This window comes from Plasticicumulans sp. (assembly GCF_035331805.1).
Taxonomy (GTDB): domain Bacteria; phylum Pseudomonadota; class Gammaproteobacteria; order Competibacterales; family Competibacteraceae; genus Plasticicumulans.
In genome coordinates this window covers 1-3,130 of record NZ_DAOLKE010000381.1, presented here as the reverse complement: position 1 = coordinate 3,130, position 3,130 = coordinate 1, and the positions used below count along the sequence as shown (strand labels likewise).

Sequence of the window (3,130 nt, the reverse complement as noted above, 5' to 3'; positions counted from 1 at the left end):
ATCCAGACCTCGTCGCCGGCGTGCACCCGGTCGAACAGCTCGATGACATCGGCGTTGCGCATGCGGATGCAGCCGTGCGAGCGCGGCACGCCCATCGGTTCGGTGTCGGGCGTGCCGTGGATGTAGATGTAGCGGCGCTGGCTGTCGCAGTCGCCGTAGCGGTTGCGGCCCGGCTCCAGGCCGCCGAGCCACAGGATGCGGCTCAGGATCCAGTCGCGGGCCGGCTGGGTGGCGGCATACGCGGGACTCCAGGTTTCGCCGGTCGGGCGGCGGCCGCGGAACACCGTGCCGACGGGCGCAGCGGCGCCGATCTTCGCGCGGATGCGGTGGCGGCCGCGCGGCGTGCAGCCGCTGTGCATGCGCTCGCCGGGGCCGTTGGCAGCGGTCGAGACCGCGAAGCCGGCCTCGATGCGACCATCGGCCGCGAGCAGCCACAGCCGCTGTCCGGCCAGATCGACGCGCACGCGCGGCACGTGCGCCACCGGTGCCTGCGGCCCGTTCATCCGCGCTCGGCGTCGGTCCAGTCGCGGTACGGGCGCACGGCGAGCTGGGAGTTGTAGTAGCGCAGCTCGTGCGAGACATCGGCCCCGACCCAGTCCGGGCGCGCGAACGGCTCACCTTCAAAGGCAAGCTCGACCTCGGCGACCACCAGCCCGGCGTTGTCGCCGGCGAACTCGTCGATCTCCCACAGATGCCCGGCGTGCGGCACGAAGTGGCGGGTCTTCTCGACCTTCGCGCCGCAGAGCGTCGCGAGGATTTCGGCGGCCTCGGCCGGCGGGATCGGCCATTCGTACTCGGCGCGGCTGGTGCCGATGCCGGAGCGCTTGATGTTCAGCCGGGCCTCGTCGCCTTCGAGGCGCACGCGCACCGAGCGGATGTCGTCGCTGACCAGGTAGCCCTGACTGAAGCGCACGCTGCGCTCGACGGCCTGTCGCCAGCCGTCGCCGGTGACCAGAAATTTGTGTTCGATCTCGAGCGCCATCGGTGCGAAACCCGTCCCCGGATGCGAAGATTCGGATGCAAGCGCGAACCGGTTGCAGACACTGTGAGGGTTTGCAACAAGCACGCCGGCCGTGAGTGGACGGATGTTAATGGATGCCCGGGCGAGGGTATATCTTCGCCCGCCCTGCCCCCTGGATACCGCCGATGAGTGCTGAACACCCGCCGATCCTCGATCCGACCGTGCTCGGCGAGCTGCGTGAGCTGCTCGAAGATGCCTACGGTGACCTGCTGCAGAACTTCCTCGACGATCTCGCCGAACAGTTGCCGGCGATGGAAGAGGCCCTGATGCGTGGCGCCGCCATGACGCTCGGCCAGATCGCACACAAGCTCAAGTCCGCGAGCGGCAGCATCGGCGCGCTGCGGCTGTCGGCCCTGGCCTTCGAGCTCGAACAGCTCGGCAAGTCCGGGGATGTCTCGCGCGCGCTGCCGGTGCTCGCGCAGCTCGAAGCCGTCGCGCACGACACGCAGAGGGCGATCAGCGCCGAACTGGCGACCTGACCCCCCGACCTGCGTCTTCGCGCCGCGCCTCAGTCGCGGCGCAGCCGGTCGTTGACCGCCATCGGCGTCGGGAAGCGGCGCACCACCCAGTACGAGCTGGCGATGAAGGTCAGCAGCGTCGCCGCCTGGATCAGCGACGAGGCCCGGGTGCCGATGACGCCGGCCTGCGTCGCCAGCACCGCGATCAGCAGCGAGAACTCGCTGACCTGACCGAGGCGCACGCCGATCTCGTAGGCCAGCCGTGGTTTTTCGCCGCCGGCGAGCAGCAGGCGCGTGAACACGCGCGGCTTGACCCACAGCATCGCCGCCGCGAGCACCAGCGCCGGCAGCAGCACCGAGCCGAGCGCCCCGAGCTCGAAGCTCGCGCCGACCGAGAAGAAGAACATGATCACGAAGAAGTCGCGCAGCGGCTTCAGGCTCTCGGCGATGAAGGTCGCGATGATGCTGGTCGCGAGCGCGACGCCGGCGACGAAGGCGCCGATCTCGTAGGACAGCCCGAGCGCGTGCGCAAGCTGCGCCATGCCGAGGCACCAGCCGACCGCGGTCAGGAAGACATACTCCTGGATCACGTCGAAGCGCGCGATCAGCGGCATCAGCAGCTTGCGCTCCAGCAGCAGCGCCAGCCCGAACAGCAGCGGCAGCGCCAGCAGCCGCTGCCCGAGCGCGAGCCAGTCGGTGCCGCCATCCTGGCCGGCGCCCTGCAGCAGCAGCAGGATGAAGATCGCGAGGATGTCCTGCAGCAGCAGCACCGAGATCATCACCTCGCCCATGTGCCGCTGGTGCAGCGCCGTGGTCGGCAGCAGCTTCAGGCCGATGATGGTGCTGGAGAACATCATCACCGCGCCGATGACGATGCCTTCGGCGAAGGTGTAGCCGAAGCCCCAGACGATGATCGCCGCGACGGCCGCGAACGCCGCCGAGCTGATCGCCGTGACGCGCGTCGCCTCGCGCAGCATCGTCAGCAGCTTCTGCGGGTGCAGGTTCAGACCGAGCAGATAGAGCAGGAAGATGATGCCGACGTGACCGATCTGCTCGATCACGCGCGGCTCGGCGACCAGATTGAACCCGGCCGGGCCGCACAGGCCGCCGAGCGCGATGTAGGCGATCAGCAGCGACTGGCGCGCGAACAGCGCCAGCGCCGCCAGCACGGCGGCACCGGTGAAGATCAGGAATACGGCGAACAGGATCGGATCGGCTTGCACGGCGGGCGGTCCTCGCGGCGAGCCGCAAGCATCGTCGGGCCTCGCCGATTCCGCCAGCCGTGCACCGTCAGGCCGGGTCCTTCGGCAGCGTGCCGGCGAAGGACGGCCGCAAGGCCAGCTGCCCGTGCCAGGCGACGAGCGCCGGATGCGCATCGCGCCAGCCGCTGCCGATGCCGCGGAAGTCCAGCCAGTCGAGCGCGCACATCAGGCCGATCTCGGCGATGCCGGGCGCATCGGTGGACAGCTGCGTGAGCTCGGCATCGAAGCCCGCGAGGCCGCGCGTGATCGCCAGCGTCTGGAACTCGATCCACTCCGGCCAGCGGTAGGCCTCGGGCCGGCGCACGCGCTCGACCAGCACCGCGATGCCGGCATCGATGATGCCGTCGGCGAGCGCGGCCCGGCGCAGCGCCGCCCAGCGCGCCGGCCCG

General features: G+C 70.1%; 5 protein-coding genes. 1 reads left to right on the top strand and 4 read right to left on the bottom strand.

Annotated features, from left to right (window positions below; genetic code table 11):
• Both PKE44_RS17190 and PKE44_RS17185 read right to left on the bottom strand, forming a co-directional pair.
• The coding region (locus PKE44_RS17190) for a L,D-transpeptidase (protein WP_324553710.1) at positions 1-503 on the bottom strand (503 nt) is incomplete at its 3' end.
• Positions 500-982: a CYTH domain-containing protein gene (locus PKE44_RS17185; RefSeq protein ID WP_324553708.1), complete on the bottom strand. Its 483-nt coding sequence runs from the start codon at positions 980-982 to the stop codon at positions 500-502. The genes PKE44_RS17185 and PKE44_RS17190, both read right to left, overlap by 4 nt.
• Before the next feature lie 164 nt (positions 983-1,146).
• Between PKE44_RS17185 and PKE44_RS17180 the strand changes: the two genes are divergently transcribed.
• Positions 1,147-1,500, top strand: a complete 354-nt coding sequence (locus tag PKE44_RS17180) for an Hpt domain-containing protein (protein ID WP_324553706.1) — start codon at positions 1,147-1,149, stop codon at positions 1,498-1,500.
• 29 nt (positions 1,501-1,529) lie between these two features.
• Here PKE44_RS17180 and PKE44_RS17175 read toward each other — a convergent pair whose 3' ends face one another.
• The gene (locus tag PKE44_RS17175) at positions 1,530-2,702 is read right to left on the bottom strand and encodes a cation:proton antiporter (RefSeq protein ID WP_324553704.1); all 1,173 of its coding nucleotides are present in this window, start codon (positions 2,700-2,702) and stop codon (positions 1,530-1,532) included.
• A 67-nt stretch (positions 2,703-2,769) separates the two neighbouring features.
• Positions 2,770-3,130, bottom strand: a 361-nt coding sequence (locus tag PKE44_RS17170) for a glutathione S-transferase C-terminal domain-containing protein (protein WP_324553702.1), incomplete at its 5' end; no start/stop codon positions are given.

Bases quoted from the DNA above. Each gene is read 5' to 3' on its own strand.
- PKE44_RS17185 (WP_324553708.1), bottom strand. From the start codon at position 982: ATGGCGCTCGAGATCGAACACAAATTTCTGGTCACCGGCGACGGCTGG.
- PKE44_RS17180 (WP_324553706.1), top strand. From the start codon at position 1,147: ATGAGTGCTGAACACCCGCCGATCCTCGATCCGACCGTGCTCGGCGAG.